This is a genomic window from Nitrosospira sp. Is2 (genome assembly GCF_033095785.1).
GTDB lineage: Bacteria > Pseudomonadota > Gammaproteobacteria > Burkholderiales > Nitrosomonadaceae > Nitrosospira.
Genome location: NZ_CP137134.1, coordinates 2,450,682 through 2,472,696, shown reverse-complemented (window position 1 = coordinate 2,472,696; position 22,015 = coordinate 2,450,682). Strand labels below are relative to the sequence as shown.

The following is a 22,015-nucleotide window of genomic DNA, read 5'->3' as shown; positions in this document are numbered from 1 at the left end:
CGCCCGAGTCAGAATTTTATCCCTCACCTGGTATCATCGATTGTATTAGCTTGTGAATGGTTTCGGCGTCGACCGGTTTGACCAGATGATGAGCGAAGCCTGCCTTCGTTGTTTTCTCAATATCCTCCTGCCGCCCGTAGCCGCTGTAAGCGATCAGCAGCGTTTTTTTTGTCTCTGGCATCTGCTGAAAATGCTCCGCCAGCGACATGCCATCCGGTTCAGGCGTGCTCAAATCGAGCAAAGCGACCTGCGGAACAAATGCTACGGCCTCGGCAATGGCTGACGCGGAATCATAGGCTGTCCGCACTTCGTATCCAAACGAGGCCATTATTATGCCCATAGTATCAGCGCTGTCCACATTATCATCAACGATCAGAATACGCCCCTCCCCGGACGCAGGCGCGGATCGCTGGACTTTGGGTCGTTCGGCCCCTATATCAAGGGCGGGAAGCCGAAGTGTGAACGTACTGCCCTGGCCCGCACCGGCGCTGAAAGCATCAATCGAACCTCCGTGCAGCGACACGAGCTGAGATACCAGCGACAGGCCGATGCCAAGGCCGCTGCTCGACTTTCGCACTGCGCGCTCCTCCTGCGTAAACAGCTCGAAGATTCTTGGCAGCATGCGGGCGGGTATGCCGATTCCGTTGTCCTTCACCTGTAACACCAACTCCTGACCCTCGCGGCGGGCGTCCAGCAAAATTTTGCCCCCTACGTCTGTGAATTTGGCCGCGTTGGTGAGAAGATTTTCGATGATCTGGGTAAGGCGGACAGCGTCGCCCTGAATAAGAAGCGGCGCATCCCCGAGTGACGTAATCAACTCATGCCGCCGTTCATCCATTAACGCTCTCGTCGAATCCACGGCATGACGGATGACCTCTCCCATATCCACGGTTGCTATCCGTAAACTGAGCGTCCCCCGGGTGAGCCGGGCAACATCGAGCAAATCGTCCACCAGATGGGTAATATGATCCACCTGGCGGGTGATCGTCGCCCCAGCCGAAGCAATGCGGGGATCATTGGAGTTAACCAGCTGCAAGGCCTGTGCCGCGTTGCGTATGGGAGACAACGGGTTTCTCAGCTCATGCCCGAGGGTGGCAAGGAATTCATCCTTGCGTCTGTCAGCGTTACGCAGCTTTTCTTCCGCGTCTTTGTGGTATTGAATATCGACACTCGAGCCGACGAAGCCCGTAAGTTGTTCGTCCTCGAAGCGCGGCACACCGACAAAGCGCATCCAGCTATAGCTACCGTCGGCCTTTTGCAATCTCAACTCATGGTCATATCCCTTGCGAGCGGCTTCCGCCGCGGCGCAGGCCCTCAGGTAACCCGGCAGATCGGCCTTGTAAAGGAGCCTGTGCCATTTTACGCCGAGCAAATTTTCTTCACTTTGCCCGGTCTCATCGATGAAACGCCGGCTCACGAATTCCAGCGATGCCTTGAGACCGCTGATCCAGATAAACACGGGTGCAGTATCAGCAAGGGTACGGAAGCGTTTCTCGCTTTCCCGGAGCTCTTGCTCCGCCTGTTTGAGCATATCGACCGGGGCAAAAGTAATCACTACTCCGCTCACATGATCGTGCTCGAGGAAGTAGGGCAAGATCCGGCGCAGGTAAAAATGCCCGTCGCGGGTATGAACTTCGGTTTCGGTTGCTACCCGGGACGACTGAACCTTCCGCGCCAGGGTAACCATATCGCCGGGTTCCAGCGCTGAAGCAAGATCACCAATCGGACGCCCTATATCTGATGGGATGAGATTGAACAACTTGCGGGAGGCAGGCGTGAACCGTTTGATTTTAAGTTCGCTATCGAGAAAAAGAATGGGAAATTCGCTACTTGCCAGCAGATTGGCCAGATCGTCGTTGGCTATCTGGAGTTGTCCGACGGTTCGCTCCAGATCAGAATTGACGCTGCTCAGCTCTTCATTGACCGATTGCAGTTCTTCTTTCGATGTCTCCAGTTCCTCGTTGGCGGACTGAAGCTCCTCGTTCATTGATAACGCCTCTTCATGGGCGATCCGAAGCTCGACATTATTCGCCTCGAGTGCCTGTATGGACGCTTCCAGGTCCAGCCTCGTCATGCGCAGGTCGTCCTCAAGCTGACGCCTTGCCCACGACTCCGTATCGCTGACCGCCTGGTTCGACGCCATGCCCACATTCTCATGCTCGAACGTAATGAGTACCAGACCCCCGCTCTCTTCCCCCGCCTTGATGGCTCTGATACGCAACTGACGCTCGATTCCTTGCGGCCCCGGATTCGGCGGTAGCACGATCTCGCCGGGTTTGTCTTCTTTGCGCACGGAGTGAATGATCGCCCGCAGAGCCATGCGCATCTCGTCGGATACCATCGAGAGTAAATCCCGCGTTGCTGTCCCTTCCGGGTGCCATATGAATTCACGCGTCGGACCATAAAAGTACAACACCTGCCCGTCCCGATCGATCAGAACTGCTGTCGCCGACCGCTGCTTAAGCAGGAGTTCGCGCACCAGTTCAGCATGAGCCACCCGAGGCGCCTGCCCCTCTGCAATGCTGGGCCGTGTGGGGGAGGTCTCAGCAATCAGCGGCAGCTTGACAGGCACCTTGCGCTTCATTGGCAAGGCGCGGTAGATCCGATGCTGCCGGTCCATCGGTGTAAAAAGCTCGTGGCACTCTCCAACTGTTTCGGATTTTCCGAGAAAAAGATATCCCTCCGGATTTAGCGCGAAATGAAACATGCGCAGCAGTTTGTCCTGAACTTCGGGCTTGAGGTAAATCAGGAGATTTCGGCAACTGATCAAGTGCATATGGGAAAATGGCGGGTCGGCAATAATGTTGTGCTGGGAAAACATGACGCGTTCCCGCAGTTCTTTTCGCACTGCGAACCGTCCTGTCTCGGTTCTTACGAAATACCGCGCCAGGAGGTTCGGCTTTAAAACCGTAGTAATGCTTTCCGGATAGCTGCCGCCCCGCGCCGTCTCAAGTGCAGGGTAGTCGAGGTCGGAGCCAATGATATTCACTTTGATGTCCAGCCCCCCCTTGCTTATGAATTCGAGCAAGGCGATGCCCATGCTATACGCTTCTTCACCGCTGGCACAGCCCGCTACCCAGATCCGCAGGGGCTGGCCGGGGCTTAAAGTTTCCACTATCTTTGGTATGACCTCTTGCTCCAGCGCGTTCCATGCCGCGGGTTCACGAAAGAATTCTGTGACCTTGATCAAAAAATCCTCTCCCAGCGCGAGGACTTCGGGGGGATTTTCTTTAAGGAAGGCTGTATAGGCGTCCAGCGAGGGCAGCCCCAACAATGCCATACGCCGCTTAGTGCGCCGCATTAGCATGCCCTCCTTGTATCCGCGGAAGTCACCTCCGCCTCGGGACGATAAAAGAGAAATAATTTCTTTCAGAACCTGGACTTCTTCCGCTGGCGGTTCGTGAAACGGCGGAGTTTGCCACAGCCGGGATCGACTGATATAACCCTCGAGTGCTTCCCCCATCTTTTCGATTGGTAATACATAATCGACGAGCCCGGTATCAATAGCGCTCGTCGGCATCGACGGGTGTTGCGCGGTTCCAGGGAGTTGGGCGATGACCATACCACCGGCCGCTTTAATGGCTTTTAGGCCGACGGTGCCATCATGGTCAGCCCCCGTTAGTACTATGCAGATGGCCCTGTCCTGCTGTTCTTCGGCAAGCGATATGAAAAGGCGGTCGACTGCCCGCGGGTGTGGGCGAGGCTGGGGCATTAGCTCGAGATGTAAGGTATTGCGTTGCAATATCAGGTAATGATTGGGCGGAATAACGTATACCATGCCCGCCTCGACGGTCATGTCGCTTACCACCTGTACAACGCTCATCGTGGTGCTTTTTGCCAAAATACTCGCCAGTTGGCTCTCGTGATCCGGAGCGAGATGCACCACGACAACGTAAGCCGCCTCGATAGTCGAGGGAAGAGAACGGCACAGAATCTGTAACGCTTCCACCCCTCCCGCAGAAGCACCCACCCCAATAATGGGAAACAGTGGCTGTTCAATTGCTTTGGCGGGGCCTTCCAATAAACCCGCGTCTGGTAGTTCGCTTTCCGTGAACCAGGAATCGGAGCGCGGCGAACCATCATCCCGCGGGGATTTTTCTTCATCGGATCGTGTCATAAATCCAGGTTAACAGCACAAGAGGGTTAGGAAAGCGCCTAGCGGTGCGTGAGGGTTGGCCGCACAAGGGGGTAACGGGGTATGGGACCAGATTACCACTTCGAAATAGGGTCATTCAACCTTTCTAGTGAATGTTTCATCCATCAGGGGTCAAGACGACCGCAAGCCAAACCATTATAATGCCCCGTATTTAACGGATGCCTAAATTGTCCAGCCCTTCCTTCTCCGTTTTTCCGCAATACCTGATGCCAAAGCGGGCCATGACCGCATTGGCCGGGCAAATTGCGAACGCTGATGCCGGTCGAATTACGACTTTCATTATCCGAAGGTTCGTCGAGCATTACGATGTGGATATGGAGGAAGCGGTCAATCCCGATATACACAGCTATCGGACATTTAATGATTTTTTCACGCGCGCATTACGGGCAGAAAAGCGCCCTATCGCTGAGGCCGACTATATATGCCCGGCGGACGGGATAGTAAGCCAGCTTGGTGTCATCTCGGGCGATCAAATTTTCCAGGCGAAAGGCCACAATTATTCCACCACCGCGCTAGTGGGCGGCGATAAGGAACTCGCGGCAAATTTTTACGGGGGGAATTTCGCAACCGTATATTTGAGCCCGAAGGACTACCATCGAGTGCACATGCCGTGCAAGGGCAGACTGATCCGCATGGTGCATGTTCCGGGTTCGTTGTTCTCGGTAAATCCGATCACAGTTCGCGGCGTCCCGGGTCTCTTTGCGCGCAACGAACGCGTGATCTGCGTATTTGAATCAGATGAGGGGCCATTTGTAATCGTCCTTGTGGGCGCAACGATCGTAGGCAGTATATCAACTGTGTGGCATGGCGTCGTAAACCCTCCCCGTTCAGGCGAGGTACGGCAGTGGCAATACGGCTCTGATTCTCAGAATGTGGTGCTTGAGAAAGGTGAAGAAATGGGTCGGTTCCAGCTCGGCTCAACCGTGATAATGTTGTTTCCCAAAAACAAGCTGGTTTTCAATCGGCTTTGGAAACCCGGCCGACCAGTCCGTTTCGGAGAGATGATGGCCTCCAGAATCGGGGTTGAAAGTCCCCAAACTACAAGTAACACTAACGCAGGCGGCTGAACCGCGGGAGCGTGAGGGCTTTTAAGCTAAGCCACGCTATTGAGTTATCTCAGATCGTCCTCGGGGCGGTCTGTGCTCCGACCGCGCCCCGACTAGACTTGGAGATTCATTTTCACGCGGTTTTCAATATGGCTGGATGCGCCTCGACCTCGTCGACGAAATCAGAATTGCTCGGCTCTTCTTGCAAAAGCTGACGACCCATTCGAAGCAATATGTCACGAAACTCGCTGCCTACTTCCGGATGCTTCAGGCCGAACGCTACTGTCGCCTCTAAAAACCCCACCTTGCTTCCGCAATCATAATGCTTGCCTTGATAACGGTAAGCCATCACCTGTTCCAATTTTAGAAGACGCGCGATTCCGTCGGTAAGCTGTATTTCTCCTCCTATACCTGGATCCAGGCTCTCAATGCAATCGAAGATTGTGGGGGAAAGGATATACCGCCCGACGATCGCCATGTTAGAGGGGGCTGCTTCAGGTGAGGGTTTCTCCACTACGCCGCGGATCTTCATACTGCGGCTACTACCATCCTCACCATAGGCGTCGACTATCCCGTAACGGCGAGTCTCTTCCCGCGACACGGTCCGCACCGCCACAAGGCTACTGCGAACTTGCTCATACTGGGAGATCATCTGGGCCAGCACTGGAGGCTGCCCATCCATCAAATCGTCCGGAAGCAGCACCGCGAAGGGTTCGTTGCCCACCAAATGACGCGCACACTGAATAGCATGTCCCAGCCCTCTTGGCTCTTCCTGGCGGACAAAACTAAAACGGACGCCCTTGGGCATCAGCTGCCTCAACATTTTCAACGAGGCATGCTTCCCCTGTGAGGCCAACTCGGTTTCGAGCTCCATTGACCGGTGAAGGTGATCTTCAATGCTCCGCTTGCTGCGATGAGTCACAAAGATGATCTCTTCAATACCGGCTGCCGCCGCTTCATCGACAGCGTATTGAACCAAGGGCCGGTCTACGATGGGCAGCATCTCCTTGGCCACCGCTTTTGTCGCGGGGAGGAAGCGGGTGCCCAGACCGGCCACAGGAAAGACCGCCTTGCGCACCACTTTGGGTGATTTGCGGATGGATGACGTAGTATTGATTGAAACGACTTCTTTTCGGTCTGCAGCTAGAGGTGTGGCGGAATTGCTCATGGGTGATCTCTCCTGATTTGGTCGTACGACTGATAGCCTTGTAATGCGTCGATTTGCGGCGCTGATGCTCTGCAAGAACTGGTTACTCACTAGAGTTGTCGCATATAGGCAACCAGTTCCGCTTTCTCCTCATCCGTCAGCTTGAGCTGTAGCACCAGGTTAAAAAATTCAACGGTATCTTCGAGGGTGAGCAGGCGGCCGTCATGAAGATACGGCGGGCTGTCCTTTATGCCGCGCAATGTAAATGTTTTCATCGGTCCATCTCCTGGCTCGTTCACGAAACGTTCGAGTTTCAGGTCGTGCATTTGATGATCAAGAAACGCCGGGGGCTGGTGACAACTTGAACACTGCCCTTTACCGAAGAAAACCCTCTCGCCTCGCAGTTCCTTTTCCGTGGCTTTGGTGGGGTCGAGCCGTCCTCGGCTGTCCAATTTTGGCGCAGGCGGAAAATCCAGCATATTCTGGAACTGCGCCATATGACTGACGTGAATGCGATCAATCACCGGAAAGCCTTTTTTCATGGCGTGGATTGGATCGCCGTTGAAATACGCAGTGCGGAACTCAAATTCGGTGAAATCTTCCACCGAACGCAAGCTTCGCTTAGAACCATGGATTTGCTGGTTGAACAGCCCGCGCAAGCTGGTTGTGTCCAGGCGAAAACGCCGTTCCTGCGGCCGGATATCGGGGCTGAGGTGAAACTGCCCCGTGGTATGACCGTTCACATGGCAATCAAAACATGTTACACCCAGGCTGGCTTGCGCGCTTTTGCGGTCGTCGGTAGGATTGAATTCCTCCTGCGGCAGGGGCGTAAGCAGCATCTGGAGTCCGTTGAGCTGGACCGGGGTGACAATATCCTTGAAGAGACGGTAGAAATTGTTTATGGATACAACCTCGCCCCGTGAAACGTCGCCGAGTTCAGGACGGTTCTGAAGAAAGATAGCAGGAGGAAATTCCGGCAGGAATGCGTCCGGCAGGTCGAATTCAACATCAAATCGCTCCAGCCGTGGGAACATTTTGGTTTGCATCTGGGGAAAGACCTGGCCGCCGGTGGCCTGCTTCGGGTGCGGTAGAGACGGATAAGGGAATACGTTCTTGCTGCGTATTTCCGCAGGCGACATGGCGGCCAGTCTTTCCCAGCTCAGTCCGGCCGATAGCCGCGCAGTGGGCCCCACCGGCAACGGCTTGCCGCGCGTCATCTTGGCCTCTTTATCCAGCCGGGGAGTCAGGTCATAGCGCCGGAGGAGCAGCTCCTGCTGAGTTTTCATGACCTTGGGGCGGTCGGCGATGTCGGCCTTCATCGTTTCTTCGAAAGTCTGCATCGGCTTCTTTGCATTTAATGGGTCGCGAACGAAATCGAACCCCGATACCTTTCCCTTATCGGGTTGGTTATTGAACGCAGGGGAGGAAGGCAGGGCATTCTGAGCGTCAAATGCGTTCGAACGGTCGTGCTCATTTTTTTTCTGCTCCGGCCGCGTCGCGGGTACCTCACGAACCGTTTGCGCGTTGAGAACCGCGTCGCTGGATGACGTACTCGCTCCCGGAGCGTTCTCGTTCTGGCCGGTTTGACTTAAGGCACTGTTCATTCCCGTGCCAAGGCCAGCCAGCCCCATACTTAGTATCAGGACATTTATTTTTTTCATGGTTTCTCCATATCTGGTCTTGAACACCGCTGCTCCCATGCTAATTACGCCAGACCTTGAGCTTGCGCTCGGTCGGAATGTAGCGAGGCGGGGCCGATGTTCCGAATAATCGCACGTACGAGCAAAACCAGTCTGTTCGCAAGCGCACACTTTAGTTTCCCAAACCCGCGTTTCGAACTACTCGTACTGGTTATAGGTGGCGGGGCTTAAACTCGACGTAATGCGAAAGAGACGAAGGCAGCGGGTGGGTGGCTTATTGCACACATCTCTTTAATGCGCTTCCGTCCGCTTGAGATAACTGACCTCCGGACGAGGCGTAAAATTCGAGCAGATGCTCGTACTCCCTCTTTACCACTTGGTAATTCTCGCCCGCGCTGGCCTCGATCTGCCGTCTGTCCAATACCGCGAGATGGCCGCGTCTGCAATTGATGGCGCCGGCCAGCTGAAGCTTTTGCGCAGCCACCGTTACGCTTTCCCTCCGCACTCCCAACATAATCGCGACTTGTTCATGCGTTATATGCAGTTCATTGCCTGACAAGCGATCCAGACTCATCAGCAGGAAATGGCTCAACTGCTCGTCTACGGTATAGTATCTATTAGAGACTGCCAGTTGCTCCGTCTGAACCATTAACGCGAGCGTGAAACGCAAGACAAGACTGCGCAACTCAGCGCACCCGTCGAACTCGCTCTTTATCAAAGCTGTTTTGATGCGAAAAGCGTTGCCCGTACTCTGCACCACTACGCGCCCAGGGCTCGTTTCATCGCCAAAGAGCGCAAAAATGCCCGTCAACCCTTCAGTGCCAATGATTCCGGTCTGGGTGGAGGCGCCGTTTTCCATTTCATACAACTGCGCAACAATGCACGACGTGGGGAAATATAAATACCGGATTGGGCGAGCCGGATCATAGACCACGTGACCCGCGGGCATCGACACATAATCGAGAAGAGGCAGCAAGCGCGTGTAGCTCAGAAGAGGCAATGCGGCCAGCACTCTATTCTGCTTTGGACTCTGAGGTGGACTCTGAGGTGGACTCTGAGGTGGACTTCGAGGCGGACTGTGAGGCGGTGACATTGTTGGACCTAAATATCAGCCGTAGCACATATGCAGTCACCAACGGCGAAAGTGCTTAAATAATGATACTTCCCTCCGGTTCTCCAGAGCCTTCGTTAGCCTTCATTCCCGCGAAAATGAAGATAAGAAGAATTTTAATGAGAATTAGTTTTGCGGTCTGTTCGGGGCTTCACATAAGGGTGCACCAAGCTATGACGCAGAGCAGGCAAAATAGAAAAGACGCGGAATGGTGGGGGCGAAGAAGGCATCGCCCTGTGGCGTAACTGTCGCGAACAGCTGGGGCAGTCGGATGAGATGAGTTCAGACCGGCATGGGTTTTCCGTCATTGAGTGCCATCCATCCGCGCAGGATGCGGTATGTCACCCAGATTCCCGCGCCCACCAACAGAATATACCCAAGCGGAATGCCGATCACAGTGGCGAAAAGCATGGCGGCGATCACCAGCCAAAGCAAGGTGTACCAGAATGTTCTTATCTGCCAGCCAAAATGCGAATCGAGGTAGGTCCCGCGCACCTCATCGCGCTTTACGTAGTTGATGATCACAGCGATGATGGATGGCCAGCCGGTGAGAAACGCGGTAATGATGAGCGCCGGCCCCAGTATGCCCATTAAGATGCTGAATGCATGCAAGAGATAAATGAAATGCGTTAGACGAACGAGACTGGGCGCGGGGAGGGTAGACACAACTCGTGAGTCGGGTTCGGTCATGTTCGTACTCGTCAATTCGTAACATTTATTACAAAAGCAACACGATCACCCCCGCCGGCGCAAACGGAACTATCTAAGCTGCGAACTGATTATTAACGATGTACGTACTTTTACCGAGCTTTTGGCCCCTCATTGAGTCTTGACATCCGAGAACCCGCCGGGAGCAGCTTCCTCCGCGGGATCGTCGTAAACGTCGGGCGGCGGGTTTCCATCATAGATCAAATGCTTGCGCTGTTGCAGGTAAGCATCGCGCACGAACAGATAGGGCTCCAAGGCGGCTTCGTCACGGATGCGCATGGGACCGGATAGCCTCGCGCGCTTGTCAATGACGCCGAGCACGGAAAGCGGTATGGTAACCGGCGCACCTACACCTGCTGCAAACCAGCCGGCCCAAAACAGGGGATTAGCAACTACAGCGACGGGAATACCAGACACGTCCCGGTCACTGCTGGGCCCGAGCAAAGGGATAAATATATAGGTTTTGGCGTCCATACCCCATACCCCAAGTGTTTGTCCAAAATCCTCGTCGTGGGAGGGCAGACCCATGCGCGAAGCCACATCGAAGAGCCCAGCCACACCGACGGAAGAATTGACCAAAAATCGCAGGGTATCCTCCATCCCCTGCCGCATCTTGCCCTGCAAAAACACGTTCAGAACCACGTTGGGGTAGAGAAGGTTGTCGTAAAAATGACCAATCGAGCGTCGCATGCGATCAGGCACATACTCGATGTAGTAATCCGCTATTGGCTCAAGGATTTTCCGGTCAACGACATCGGTGAATATATAGGACTTACGGTTGACGTTCTCGTAGGGATCAAGCGTCTCGAACGACTCGGCGTTCTTGTCGTTGGCGCGCATGGTGGCGCAACCCGAAAACAGCATTACGCAGAAAAGAAGCAAGGCCGTTGTAAGATAGTTGTTTTTCAACATGGCTCAAGGGAAATGGTGCAGCGGAGCACATCGTCTTACGGCTCGTAAGAGGATGTGCGGAAAATACCTCGATATTACTTGGAGACTATTTAAAGAGTAAAGAGATAATCGCGTCTTGGCAGCAAAATCACCTGCAGATGCTATCTAACAGGCGGCTGGCGATGTGCCGGGGCAGGCCCGTGCTATGGCCCAGTATCAAACCGTGACCGAGTTCATTCGCCTCAATTCCTGTGCCACACTGCTTACAGCATGAATGAAACTCTCCACCTGCGCCGGGGAGTTGCTGTTGCCCAAGCTTACGCGAACCGCACAACGTGCGAGGTCCGGTTCCACCCCCATAGCTTCCAGGACGTGGCTGCGGCCGGGATTCACGCTTGAGCATGCGGCGCCGCTCGCTACCGCGAAACCGGCCTTGTCAAGACGAACGACCAGCGTGTCGCCTTCAATCCCGGGCAAGGCGAAATAACAAGTGTTGGGTAAACGGGAGGCGCCCAGGCCGAAGATTACAGCACCCATCTCCAGCAAGCCCTGCTCCAACCGCCCATGGATTTCCGAAATTCGTGCGGCCATTTCAGCCATTCGTTTTTTCGCCAGGCCGCAGGCAACGCCGAAACCGACAATGGCCGGAACATTTTCCGTGCCCGACCGCATGCCGTGCTCGTGCCCGCCCCCGTGGATGAGCGGCTTGAGCAGGAGCCGTTTATCTATGATCAGCGCCGCGGCGCCCTTGGGTCCGTAAATCTTATGCCCGGAAATCGTCATCGCATGGACCCTGAGCGAAGAAAAATCCACTTGAATTTTTCCTAATGCCTGCACCGCGTCGGTATGTACCCATGCCCCTCGCACCCGGAATTTCTCTGCAATCGCGGCCACATCCTGAATAACGCCGGTCTCGTTGTTCGCTAGCATGATGGATACCAGACCCGGCTGTTCTTCGAGTATAGCCCGGTCAACATCTTCCGTATCCACAAGTCCCAGCTTATCAACGTCCAGGCGGCGTAAATTCCAGCCTCTATCGCGGCCACGCGCAAGATCCTGAGCCGTTCGCATCACGCACGGGTGTTCGATTGAACTTACCACGATGCACGTCGGCTTTAGGTACCCGGCGGCGCCTTGGATAAACAAGTTGTTGGCCTCGGAGCCGCCACTGGTAAAGATGACTTGTGACGGCTGCACCCCGACCGAATCCGCCACCTGCTCACGCGCAAGATCGACCGCGAGACGCGCCGTCCTGCCGGGCGCATGGCGACTTGAAGGATTGCCGAAATCATTCTGGAAATACGGCATCATCGCCTCCAGCACGGCGTCATCCACCCCGGTTGTCGCGTTGTGATCAAAATATGCGTAAGTCATCGCCCTGTCCACCTGCTGCCGTCGCGCTGTCATCGCGTCTGCTACTCTGGGATAACTATGCAAGCGAAACTTGATTTCTGGTATTTCATACCCTGTCAATCAAGCCAAAGCCGTTTCATCGGGCTTGCATGCTCTCATATCCTGTAATACAGCAATGTCCTGCACCTTGGGGTTCGAAACCAACTGCTCGAGCGTTACCAGCGCAAGATAATCTCTTATTCTGGCATTGAGATTCGCCCATAGGTCGTGAGTCATGCACCGCTGGTCATTTAGACAATTTTCCTTCCCCCCGCACTGAGTCGCATCAATCGGCTCATCCACGGCGAGGATGATGTCTACGACCGACACTTCATTCATCGGTTTTGTCAGGCAATAGCCGCCACCAGGCCCTCTGACACTGCCCACCAGCTTGTTGCGCCGCAACTTGCCGAATAGTTGTTCCAGATAAGATAGCGAAATTTTCTGCCTTTCGCTTATACCCGCCAACGTTACTGGCCCATCGGCACTGTGCAAGGCAAGATCAATCATTGCAGTTACCGCAAAACGTCCCTTGGTCGTCAATCGCATTTTACGCTCCAATAAGTATTCATACCGTGCTCTCGTGAAATATGGCTGGAAAATACCGGATCAGTGGCTTAATACCCGACAAGGCTAGTCAAGTATATAAAGCCCCTCTACGACGGTCAACTATTTTGTTCAGGAAATTGAACTGGATCCGGGCGTAGGGTTAACTTTCTTGTAGCTTCCCGCCTTTATGCGCACTAGACTTGATCGAACTGCCCTTTGCGACAGGCTCGTGGGCTCGCATACGGTTTTCACATGCACCGAGAACCCCGCGCAAAATGTTCACTTCTTCTTTTTCGAGCCGGGCGCGGGCGAACAATCGACGTATCCGCTGCATCAAACGCTTGGGCTCGCGAGGATCGAGCAAGCCGGTGCTAATCGCGACTCGCTCAAGGTGCTGGTAAAGCAGTTCGATCTCTTCGAATGCCGCCGCCGGGCCAATCGATGGAGAAAAAGAGGCAGGCTGCGCCAGCGCCATCCGCAACTCGTACGTCATTACCTGCACTGCGCTGGCGAGGTTTAGCGAGGAGTAGTCTGGATTGGCGGGAATATGCACGACAAGGTGGCATTTGGTGACTTCGGATGTGGTAAGTCCGGACATTTCCGTGCCGAAAACGACTGCCACCCGGCTTTGCCGCGCGTGACCGATCAATTCCAGCGCCCCGCGGCGAGCATCGAAAACCTCATGGGAAAGATCGCGGGGACGAGCAGTAACCGCCGCTGCGAGGACAGTGCCACTCAAAGCCTGGTCAAGATTTACGCAAACAGTCGCGCTGTTCAGTATCTCCCACGCGCCGGCAGCTCGCCGTTCCGCTTCCTTGTCGGGGAAAGTCTTGGGATTCACGAGGTAGAGAGAATCCAGGCCCATCGTTTTCATCGCGCGGGCCACGGCACCGATATTGCCCGGATGGCTGGGATGGCTTAACACTATGCGGACTTTATCAAGCGGATAGGAGGGATTCATATTAAAATTCGCACTCCTTTAAAATTTGAAGCCAGCCAATGCATCCTATGCTCACCATTGCGGTAAAAGCCGCACGTCGCGCCGGCGGTATTATCAACCGTGCTGCGCAGAATCTCGATTTGCTGCATGTATCGCGCAAAGCCCACAGCGATTTTGTCAGTGAGGTGGACGGAGCGGCTGAAGAAGCCATTATTGACATCCTGCGCGATGCCTATCCGGATCATGCCATTTTAGCAGAAGAGAGCGGCGCTCAAGGCGATGCGAGCAAGTCGGAGTACCAGTGGATTATCGATCCACTCGACGGCACGACGAATTTTCTTCATGGCTTTCCTCACTATTCGGTCTCGATTGGGCTAATGCACAAAAATCTCCTGACCCAGGCAGTGGTTTACAACCCTTCCGCGAACGAACTATTTACTGCCAGCCGCGGACGTGGGGCATATCTGAACGACCACCGTTTGCGCGTAAGTAAGCGTGACAAACTCGGCGACTGCCTGATCGGCACCGGATTTCCGTTTCGCGATTTCACGCATGCCGAAGCCTACCTGTCCATCTTTAAGGACATCATGCCTAAAGCCGCCGGCATCCGGCGTCCCGGCTCTGCCGCACTGGATCTGGCCTACGTAGCGGCTGGACGTTACGACGGTTTCTGGGAATTCGGGTTATCGCCATGGGATATGGCTGCCGGTTGCCTGCTTATTACCGAGGCTGGAGGCTTGGTGGGCGATATGGAAGGCAATGATACTTACATGCGCAACGGAAACATCGTGGCGGGCAACCCGAGAATCTTCGGCCAGTTGCTGCAAATCATTGCCCCACATTTGACTGAAACCTTGAAGGCAAGCAGCGAGCAGCATAATTAGTAGCTCAGGCTCGGCCAAAGCTTGGCCGGGCAGTTTGCCTGGCGGTTCACGATCGACTCATGAATCGCGAGCAGCGTATACGCGCCTGAAGCGTGGCGGGGCCCGCCACCTCCGGGTCAACTGGTGCGGAGACAGAACTGGCAAGACCAAAGAAGGAGAAATCAGGGAATGACCACTCAGCCAAATCCGGAACGGCAAAGGCTGAACAATCAGCGATACCATGCTGAGAACTGGCGCCTGTGGGGACCCTATCTCTCCGAGCGCGCCTGGGGCACCGTTCGGGAAGACTACAGTCCCGATGGCAATGCCTGGGGCTATTTCGATCACGACCAGGCCCGCTCTCGCGCCTATCGCTGGAATGAAGACGGCCTGGGCGGTATTTCGGATGAGGCTCAACGGCTCTGTTTCGGCCTGGGGTTGTGGAACGGCCATGACGCTATCCTTAAAGAACGCGCCTTCGGTTTGACTGGCAAGCAGGGGAACCATGGGGAGGACGTGAAAGAATGCTATTTCTACCTGGACGCCACCCCCTCGCATGCATGGCTGCATTATCTTTACAAATATCCTCAATGCGCCTTCCCCTACGACCGGTTAATGGAAGAAAACGGGCGCCGTTCCCGCCGCGATCCGCCGTTCAGCTTGATTGACAGCGGGTCGTTTGCTGAGGGGCGTTACTGGGACATCGAGGTTTTTTACGCCAAGGCATCCACCGAGGAACTATGCATTCAAATCGTGGCCACGAATCGGGGACCTGATGAAAGCTCCCTATGGCTGTTGCCCCAGTTATGGTTTCGCAATGACTGGTCGTGGCGGGAAAAAAGTGGGGAGAAGCCGCTTCTGAATGCCATACCGCCGCCAGATGGCGCGGCTTGGGCGGTTGCCGCGGCACACCCGATGCTGGGCCGGTATTATCTCTACGGGGCGCAGCAGGCAGACCGGCTTTATACCGAAAATGAGACCAACAACGAGCGGTTGTGGGGCCTGGCAAACGCGGCGCCTTATGTGAAGGACGCGTTTCATCGGTATCTCGTCAATGGAGAACGGACTGCAGTCAATCCGCAGCAGCAGGGAACCAAATTTGGCGCGGTTCACAAACTCACCGTCGCGCCGGGTCAAACGGCTGCCATCACATTGGTCTTGTCAGCTCTACCCAAGTCTGAGCCATTTGCTTTTCATGAAGAAATTTTGGCCCAGCGCCTCAGTGAGGCAAATGCTTTTTTTACGTCACTGCTGCCCGAAGCCACGGCTCAGGATCACCGCATTCTCCGCCAGTCGCTGGCGGGAATGATCTGGAACAAGCAGTTCTATCATTATGATGTATCCACGTGGCTGAAAGGAGACGAGGCGACGCCGCCATCTTCGAGACAATATGGGCGCAACCACGACTGGCGCCACCTCAATGCCAAGGATGTCATCTCGATGCCCGACGCATGGGAGTATCCCTGGTTCGCTGCGTGGGATCTTGCGTTTCATTGCACTGTCATGGCGCTCATCGACATCGACTTTGCGAAGGATCAGGTGGAGCTGCTGCTACGGGAAAATTATCTGCACCCGGACGGACAGATTCCTGCCTGCGAGTGGGCGTTCGGCGACGTGAACCCGCCTCTGCATGCACTGAGTGCGCTCAAGGTGTTCCGGGCGGAGCGGGTGCAGCGCGGCAAGGGCGACACGGCTTTTCTCAAGCGCGTGTTGCACAAGCTCTTGCTTACCCATACCTGGTGGATCAACCGCAACGACGTCACCGGCATGAATGTATTTGAGGGCGGATTTCTCGGGCTTGACAATATCTCGGTGTACAACCGTTCGCAGCCGTTGCCGGCGGGCTACACGCTGAAGCAAGCCGATGCCACCGGCTGGATGGCGATGTTTTCGCTCCAGCTCACCTTGATGGCGCTTGAAATCGCGGTTGATGACCCAGCCTACGAGAGTATCGCGGTCCAATCCTACAGCCAGTTCCTGGCAATCGCCAATACGCTTGCGGGCCATACTGGTGCGGGCGTGCCCATCTGGGACGAGGCCGATGGATTCTTCAAGGATATTGTGGTCCAGCCGGATGGTTCCGCGCGGCGCATCAATGTTTTTTCCTGGGTTGGCATCATTCCCCTGTTCGCATGCGAAGTGGTGGATGCGCGCCTGCTCGCCGGCCGCCCGCGTTTTAACGAACTGCTTTGGAAACACAAGGGCGGCATGTTCGATGGCAGCGTCATATGCGCCTGCCCCGTGGATACCAACGAACGGGGAGAGCATTTGTTGTCACTGGTCACTCCCGCCATGCTGGTGAAAATCCTTGCACGTGTTTTCGATGAAGACGAATTCCTTTCGCAGTTTGGTGTACGCAGCGTGTCCAAGCGCCATGCCACGGGGCAAGACCTCGGGCATATCCCAGGCATTGGCAATGCCATCATCCAGTACGTGCCAGGTGAATCCGATTCCGCGCTATTTGGGGGAAATTCGAACTGGCGCGGCCCAGTCTGGATGCCAACAAACTATTTACTGGTTCAGGCAATCGAAAAAATGCATCGTTACCTGGGCGATGCTTTCACCTTTCCCGCGCCCTGCTTGAACGGCTACGAAATTAATCTCAAATACGCATCCACCATGCTAGCCGAGCGGCTCGCAGATATTTTTCGCCGCGACGAAACCGACGTAATACCGAACTTCCCCATTGATAGTCCTCATCAGACCGATCCACACTGGGGCAACCTCCTGCTGTTCCATGAATACTTTCATGGCGAAACCGGCCAGGGTCTAGGCTCAGCGCATCAGACTGGCTGGACCGGGCTGGTAGCCAATTTGGTAATGCGCCGGTATCGGACCGAGATTCCGGAGTACTGGCGAAACCCGGAGGGCAATACGGGGCCCTGATGCCTAAACGAGGGCAGATACGAGCGCTAATACTAGCGTATAGCCGGCTCCGCCACAGCATTTGAAAATGTACAAGAGAGACATCGCCGCGCACACTCCCATGATGCAGCAATACCTGCGCATCAAGGCCCAGCACCCGCACATGCTGATGTTCTACCGCATGGGGGATTTCTACGAGCTTTTTTTCGACGACGCGGAGAAAGCCGCCCGGCTGCTTGACATCACTCTCACCCGGCGGGGCACGTCCGCCGGAGAGCCAATCAAGATGGCAGGCGTGCCTTATCATTCAGCCGATCAGTATCTGGCGAAACTCGTCAGGCTGGGGGAATCGGTGGTGATCTGCGAGCAGATCGGCGACCCGGCAACCGCCAAGGGTCCCGTTGAGCGGCAGGTCACGCGCATCATCACCCCTGGGACGCTGACCGACGCCGCCCTGATGGAAGAAAAACGCGAAAGCGTTATCGTTGCGTTGCACCTGCACGAGTCAATCCTGGGGCTGGCCTGGCTCAATCTGGCGGGTGGCAAATTTTGCGTGATGGAAACCAAACCCGGTAACCTGGCAGGGGAGCTAGAGCGCCTGAAGCCTGCGGAAGTTCTCTTGCCAGATTCACCCGATAGCGTTGACATGGTCAATGGCGACGGCGTGTTCAAGAAAATGTGCCTTAAACGCCTGCCCTTCTGGCAATTCGATGTCGAGGCGGCCGAGCGCATTCTCTCCCGGCAATTCGGCACGCATGATCTTTCGGGTTTCGGTTGCGAGGGTTTGCATGCATCACTGGGCGCTGCAGCCGCGTTGCTTGAATACGCGCGCCTCACGCAGGGTACCAGCCTTGCGCACATTTCCGCACTGCGGGTGGAGCGGGAGAGCGCCTATCTGCGCATGGATGCCGCCACTCGCCGCAATCTCGAAATTTCCGAAACCATACTCGGCGATCCCTCGCCCACCTTGCTAGCACTGCTCGATACCTGCTCGACCAATATGGGCAGCCGGTTGTTGCAGCACTGGCTGCATCACCCACTTCGCGACCGGGCAGCGATCCAGAACCGGTTGGAGGCCGTATCGTATTTAATGGGCGAAGCAGGGTCCGGGCCGTATCTCAGTGTGCGTGCTTCCCTTAAACGGGTAGCGGACATTGAGCGCATTACTGCCCGCATCGCGCTAAAATCGACTCGGCCACGAGATCTGTCGGGATTGCGCGAGAGCCTCAAACAGTTGCCTCAAACGGCCGCGATTATTGCCGAAGTCAGGGGTTTCGCCAGCGAACATATCGCCATGCTGGCGAAAAAAATGATGCCTGACGCGGTGCTGCCGGCGTTACTGGAAAAAGCTTTGCGTGAGGAGCCAGCGGTCGTGCTGCGCGAAGGCGGTGTAATTGCTGATGGCTATGATGCGGAACTGGATGAACTGCGCGCGATACAAAACAACTGTGGTGAATTTCTGCTTCAACTTGAGGAACAGGAAAAGGCGCGATCCGGAATACCCAGCCTCAAAGTGGAATATAACCGATTGCACGGTTTTTATATCGAGGTAACGCACGCCCACAGCGATAAGATTCCCGCCGACTATCGTCGAAGGCAGACACTGAAGAATGCAGAACGCTACATCACCCCCGAGCTCAAGGCCTTCGAGGATAGGGCGCTGTCGGCCCAGGGTCTTGCTCTGGAGCGGGAAAAATTCCTATATGGTAAATTGCTGAACCTGCTTACGCCCCACATCCCCCATTTGCAGGAGGTGGCGCAAAGCGCCGCAGAACTGGATGTCCTTGCGACGTTCGCCGAGCGCGCGCTTGCGCTGGATTACACCTTGCCGGTATTTACTGATGATACGGTTATTGAAATTGAGGCGGGCCGGCATCCTGTAGTAGAAAGACAGGTGGAGAATTTCGTCGCAAACGATTTACGCCTTGGCGCCTGCCATGGCAATCAGGCACGGCGGATGCTCGTCATTACCGGGCCCAATATGGGCGGAAAATCGACGTATATGCGGCAAGCCGCGCTGATTGCACTGCTCGCCCATTGCGGTAGTTTCGTTCCTGCGAGGAGCGCCCGTTTCGGCACGCTGGACCGGATTTTTACGCGAATCGGGGCCTCCGATGATCTGGCTGGAGGACGCTCCACCTTCATGCTGGAAATGAACGAGGCCGCCAACATCCTGCACAATGCCAGCTCACAAAGCCTGGTATTAATGGATGAGGTAGGACGAGGCACATCCACCTTTGACGGCTTGGCGCTTGCTTTGGCAATTGCCCGGTATCTGCTGGAAACGAACGGAAGTTATACGCTATTTGCGACACACTATTTTGAACTGACCCAGCTTGCCGAGGAGTTCGCGCAAGTGGCCAACGTGCATCTGCGCGCGGTCGAACACAAGCATCATATCGTGTTTCTGCATGCCGTGGATGAGGGCCCCGCGAGCCAAAGCTACGGTCTTCAGGTGGCTGCGCTGGCCGGCGTGCCGGCTCCGGTCATCAAAATGGCGAGACAATATCTTTCAAAACTTGAGAAAGAAACAATTGGGAAGCATCCGCAGAGGGACCTGTTTTCGGACGCCGCGCCTGCTGGCTTTGAAACAGGAAAAACTTTGGAAACCCGGGAAACGCGGCCGCAGCATCCGGTTTTTACGCTGCTGCGCACGGTTATCCCGGACGAGTTGAGCCCGAAGCAAGCGCTGGACACCCTCTACGCCCTAAAAAACGCAGCAGAAAAGGACCCGCCCTGACGGGATCATCTTACCCCTGCATAGGTCCGCGACGATTTTTCCGGACGCCCCGGGGGTAATTATCAATGCTCGTGCCCATGTGCGCCATGGACATGACCGTGTGCCAGTTCTTCGGCTGTGGCTGGGCGTACTTCCGTAACGGTACAGTCGAAACGCAAGGTGATCCCCGCTAACGGGTGATTGCCGTCCACTACCACTTTGTCTTCCGCAATATCCGTCACGGTATAAATCAACGCGTCATCTGAACCTTCTTCGCCGCCTTCAAACTGCATCCCGACCTCCACATTATCGGGAAAAAGACTGCGAGGCTCCACCCGCACCAACTCGCTGTCGTATTCCCCAAATGTGTTTTCCGGCTCCATTAAAACCGAGCAACTGTAGCCTACCTCTTGGCTATGCAGCTTTTCCTCGACCATCGGAAAAATGCCGTCATATCCCCCGTGTAAGTAGCTGATCGGGGAGCCGGGTTTTTCCATTACCTGGCCGGTCAAATCGGATAATTCATAAGTTAGCGAGACCACGGTATCTTTTTCGATGCGCATATATATTTTATCTAGCTTTAATGGATTACAGGGATATAAATAAGGTCGCAAGACTTCCTGCACGCCGCCCAAGAAGGCTCCAGACCCGCCATTTTAACTTCAGTCCAGCTCCTGAAGTGCCAATCACTTGTTAGTGATTATGGTCTAATATTAGTTCCTTTCCAGTTTTTTGCCCCGCTCCAGTGATTCCACCGTGGCCGGGACGCTATCACTTATCCGGGGCATATGAGCCCGGTTAGCGCACTGACACGGAGTCAATGAAAGAATATCGGATGAGCGGCGGGTGCCGAGAAATTCCCGCGATTATCTACGACCCGCCCGAAGCCCCGAAGTTTGTTATCGATTCCCTAACTGGCGCGAAACTTCGGCGATGTACTTCGGAGATTCCATGAATCCGTAATGCGGCAATGTGTTGCTCGGTCGAATACCCTTTGTGGCGGTCGAATCCGTAATGCGGGAAACGCCCGTGCAACGCCACCATCTCCGCATCGCGGGCGGTTTTGGCCAGAATGGAAGCAGCCGAAATTTCCGGTACCAGGCTATCCCCTTTGACAATGGTGGTGACCGGGCACTTCAGACGAGGACTTTGGTTTCCATCTACCAGTACCCTGGCGGGAACGAAAGACAAGCTCTCAACGGCACGTTTCATCGCCAGCAAACTTGCCTGAAGAATATTCAGCCGATCGATTTCACGCACCGACGCGACCCCGATGGCCCAGGCAATTGAATTTGCCTTGATCGCGAGGGTCAGCTTGTTGCGCTTATCTTCACTTAATGTTTTGGAGTCGGCCAAGCCATCGATCCGGCGGGCCGGGTTGAGTATAACGCAAGCCGCAAAGACCGGGCCGGCTAATGGGCCTCTGCCGGACTCATCCACGCCGCACACCCAGTTGAACTCGTCTGATAGCATGCCTTACGATTCCTTGTTTCCCTACTTTGCTACTTTAAAGGCGGGCTTTCTGGCGGTTTATTCTGCTCACCCTGGCTTTTCGTTCGCATCGTGCACATCAATTCGGCCTCTGTAACAACGCGTCCCTCCACCTCCGCCTGAACCGAATATTTCCAGATCCCGATTCTCTCACGCAGAATCGTGGCCTTGAGGATAAGCTGGTCACCAGGCTGTACAGGCTTTTTAAAGCGCGCGCCATCAATGCCGACAAAATAATAGAGCGAATCGTCATTGGTCGTCATATTGGCGGTCTTGAGTGTCAGGATCGCTGCTGCTTGCGCCAGCGCTTCGATGATCAACACTCCAGGCATGACCGGGTAATGCGGAAAATGGCCCGAAAAGAAGGGCTCGTTCATGGTCACATTCTTGAGGGCGGATATACTTTTTCCTGGTTCACAGGAGATCACCCGATCAACCAGCAAAAAAGGATAGCGGTGGGGGAGATACTTCAGTATTTCATGGATGTCCATCGGGTT

16 protein-coding genes are annotated in these 22,015 nt (G+C 55.1%); 4 read left to right on the top strand and 12 right to left on the bottom strand.

The genetic code is table 11. From position 1 onward, the window contains the following. Positions 1–16: 16 nt before the first annotated feature. Positions 17–4,117: a CheR family methyltransferase gene (locus R5L00_RS10820; RefSeq protein WP_317651657.1), complete on the bottom strand. Its 4,101-nt coding sequence runs from the start codon at positions 4,115–4,117 to the stop codon at positions 17–19. Positions 4,118–4,314: 197 nt separating this feature from the next. Here R5L00_RS10820 and asd point away from each other — a divergent pair, with 197 nt between their 5' ends. After that, positions 4,315–5,223, top strand: coding sequence for an archaetidylserine decarboxylase (asd, locus tag R5L00_RS10815; RefSeq protein ID WP_107695015.1), 909 nt, complete (start codon positions 4,315–4,317; stop codon positions 5,221–5,223). Between the two features lie 112 nt (positions 5,224–5,335). On the opposite strand, the gene galU is transcribed toward asd, so the two are convergent. From galU to R5L00_RS10775, 8 genes are all read right to left on the bottom strand, one after another. After that, positions 5,336–6,370 (bottom strand): UTP--glucose-1-phosphate uridylyltransferase GalU, encoded by a 1,035-nt coding sequence (gene galU / locus R5L00_RS10810; protein WP_107695017.1) that lies wholly within the window; start codon positions 6,368–6,370, stop codon positions 5,336–5,338. Positions 6,371–6,459: 89 nt separating this feature from the next. Then, positions 6,460–8,010, bottom strand: coding sequence for a cytochrome B6 (locus R5L00_RS10805; RefSeq protein ID WP_107695096.1), 1,551 nt, complete (start codon positions 8,008–8,010; stop codon positions 6,460–6,462). 253 nt (positions 8,011–8,263) lie between these two features. Continuing rightward, the gene (locus R5L00_RS10800; RefSeq protein WP_317651654.1) at positions 8,264–9,001 is read right to left on the bottom strand and encodes a Crp/Fnr family transcriptional regulator; all 738 of its coding nucleotides are present in this window, start codon (positions 8,999–9,001) and stop codon (positions 8,264–8,266) included. A gap of 381 nt (positions 9,002–9,382) precedes the next feature. Next, positions 9,383–9,790, bottom strand: coding sequence for a hypothetical protein (locus R5L00_RS10795; protein ID WP_317651653.1), 408 nt, complete (start codon positions 9,788–9,790; stop codon positions 9,383–9,385). A 129-nt stretch (positions 9,791–9,919) separates the two neighbouring features. Further along, positions 9,920–10,720 carry a VacJ family lipoprotein gene (locus R5L00_RS10790; protein ID WP_258192737.1) on the bottom strand — a complete coding sequence of 267 codons (801 nt, stop codon included), beginning with the start codon at positions 10,718–10,720 and terminating at the stop codon, positions 9,920–9,922. Between the two features lie 195 nt (positions 10,721–10,915). Next, positions 10,916–12,073: a cysteine desulfurase family protein gene (locus R5L00_RS10785; RefSeq protein ID WP_317654166.1), complete on the bottom strand. Its 1,158-nt coding sequence runs from the start codon at positions 12,071–12,073 to the stop codon at positions 10,916–10,918. Between the two features lie 99 nt (positions 12,074–12,172). Continuing rightward, positions 12,173–12,640, bottom strand: a complete 468-nt coding sequence (gene iscR, locus R5L00_RS10780; RefSeq protein ID WP_107695022.1) for a Fe-S cluster assembly transcriptional regulator IscR — start codon at positions 12,638–12,640, stop codon at positions 12,173–12,175. Positions 12,641–12,800: 160 nt separating this feature from the next. Continuing rightward, the gene (locus R5L00_RS10775; RefSeq protein WP_317651651.1) at positions 12,801–13,601 is read right to left on the bottom strand and encodes an RNA methyltransferase; all 801 of its coding nucleotides are present in this window, start codon (positions 13,599–13,601) and stop codon (positions 12,801–12,803) included. 38 nt (positions 13,602–13,639) lie between these two features. On the opposite strand from R5L00_RS10775, the gene R5L00_RS10770 reads away from it, so the two are divergent. The 3 genes from R5L00_RS10770 (at position 13,640) to mutS (ending at position 20,048) form a co-directional block, all read left to right on the top strand. Beyond that, positions 13,640–14,464, top strand: a complete 825-nt coding sequence (locus R5L00_RS10770; protein ID WP_317651650.1) for an inositol monophosphatase family protein — start codon at positions 13,640–13,642, stop codon at positions 14,462–14,464. Positions 14,465–14,632: 168 nt separating this feature from the next. Further along, positions 14,633–17,329: an MGH1-like glycoside hydrolase domain-containing protein gene (locus R5L00_RS10765; RefSeq protein ID WP_317651648.1), complete on the top strand. Its 2,697-nt coding sequence runs from the start codon at positions 14,633–14,635 to the stop codon at positions 17,327–17,329. A 67-nt stretch (positions 17,330–17,396) separates the two neighbouring features. Further along, positions 17,397–20,048 (top strand): DNA mismatch repair protein MutS, encoded by a 2,652-nt coding sequence (gene mutS, locus R5L00_RS10760; RefSeq protein WP_317651646.1) that lies wholly within the window; start codon positions 17,397–17,399, stop codon positions 20,046–20,048. 62 nt (positions 20,049–20,110) lie between these two features. Here the strand turns inward: mutS and R5L00_RS10755 are convergent, their stop codons facing one another. From R5L00_RS10755 to fabZ, 3 genes are all read right to left on the bottom strand, one after another. Continuing rightward, positions 20,111–20,590: a peptidylprolyl isomerase gene (locus R5L00_RS10755; RefSeq protein WP_317651644.1), complete on the bottom strand. Its 480-nt coding sequence runs from the start codon at positions 20,588–20,590 to the stop codon at positions 20,111–20,113. Between the two features lie 307 nt (positions 20,591–20,897). Beyond that, on the bottom strand, positions 20,898–21,500 hold the full coding sequence (gene rnhB, locus R5L00_RS10750) for a ribonuclease HII (protein ID WP_317651642.1): 603 nt from the start codon (positions 21,498–21,500) through the stop codon (positions 20,898–20,900). 29 nt (positions 21,501–21,529) lie between these two features. Further along, the gene (gene fabZ, locus R5L00_RS10745; RefSeq protein WP_107695099.1) at positions 21,530–22,009 is read right to left on the bottom strand and encodes a 3-hydroxyacyl-ACP dehydratase FabZ; all 480 of its coding nucleotides are present in this window, start codon (positions 22,007–22,009) and stop codon (positions 21,530–21,532) included. Positions 22,010–22,015 lie beyond the last annotated feature (6 nt).